Here is a 403-nt window from a genome sequence, read left to right on the forward strand (position 1 = left end):
GAGAACTGGAAGGCCTTGGAAATGGCATCCTGCTCAGGCTCGAATTCGGTCCCGACTACCTCTGGCCGCAACACAGCGAGGCTGACGCCCTGTTGCCCGACCAGCGTGAACACCGGACGCGTGCATTCTCGGAGCAGTTCGGTTATTCGGTCCAGGCAGGGTACCCGCTCGGGCACTCGCGCCACGAGATGCAGCAATGGATCATCATGATCCTGCCGTCGCTGATCCTGGTCGGTATCCTGACGGGTGGGATCGGCTATTGGGGCATGCTCAGGCAAGGTACCCGGCGCCGATCAGCCGCGCCCCAAGAGACGCGGGGCTGACCGGCGAGACGGGTCACTCCACGCTGAGCACGCCGCGGCGTACCTGGTCGCGTTCGATCGATTCGAACAAGGCCTTGAAG

General features: G+C 63.5%; 1 protein-coding gene. It reads left to right on the forward strand.

Translation table 11 applies throughout. The annotated features are described in order from the left end of the window. Nucleotides 1-323 (forward strand): hypothetical protein (locus BAE31_RS19695; RefSeq protein ID WP_212667503.1); only part of this gene is annotated, 323 nt, incomplete at its 5' end. Nucleotides 324-403: the final 80 nt, after the last annotated feature.

This window comes from Bacillus sp. I-2 (assembly GCF_001974945.1).
Lineage (GTDB): Bacteria > Bacillota > Bacilli > Bacillales > Bacillaceae > Bacillus > Bacillus safensis.